Source organism: Bacillus sp. SRB3LM (assembly GCF_015712745.1).
In the GTDB taxonomy this organism is placed as follows: Bacteria; Bacillota; Bacilli; order Bacillales; family Bacillaceae_G; genus Bacillus_A; species Bacillus_A thuringiensis_K.
Map to the genome: position 1 here is coordinate 1 of NZ_VWVQ01000096.1, position 635 is coordinate 635.

Genomic DNA, 635 nt, shown 5'->3' on the forward strand with positions numbered 1-635 from the left:
ATCGATCGCATTGAGTTGATTCCATTTTTGGATCCGGATGCATTTACTCTTAGTCCTTTACAAACTAAAACTATTTGGAGCGGAGAGTTACAGTATAAATCATATGTAGCCGGTAGTTCTTCTACGGATCAGATACCTCCTGAAATACAGCCACTACAAGTGTGGTATGTAAGACAAGGGCAATGGATAGCAAATCGAGTATTGAACCAGGGATACGCAGACCCATCAGGATTTGATGCAATCATATTATATAATAATCCTCATGATTATAGTTTAACAATAACAGGTAGTGCAAAAGCCTATTTAGGTACGGACCAGCCACCTACTAACTAATGTTTCAGACTTTGAATTTCGACATTCCTAGCAAATGATATTTGGGTGATTTTCAATTTTTTACACACTCTCGAAAGCAGCGTGCTAATATTATATCTATTTAATAGATTCAAAATAAGTATAGAGGAGTGATGATATGGTGGTAAATATGAATCAAGTTGCTTCGTCGATCGTAACTACATCTAACGATGTGGCCCAAGTTCGTACAATGACACAAAGTCTTTTTTCGACCGATAATCCGAATCAACTAGCTCCCGGTGTGACCGATTACTGGATTGATTATGTGCATCAACAAGTTCAAT

The 635-nt window shown here is 37.5% G+C and carries 1 protein-coding gene; it reads left to right on the plus strand.

Features of this window, described 5'->3' with window-relative positions; genetic code table 11:
• The coding region (locus tag F3I02_RS27155) for a hypothetical protein (RefSeq protein ID WP_196478618.1) at positions 1 to 333 on the plus strand (333 nt) is incomplete at its 5' end.
• Between the last annotated feature and the right edge of the window lie 302 nt (positions 334 to 635).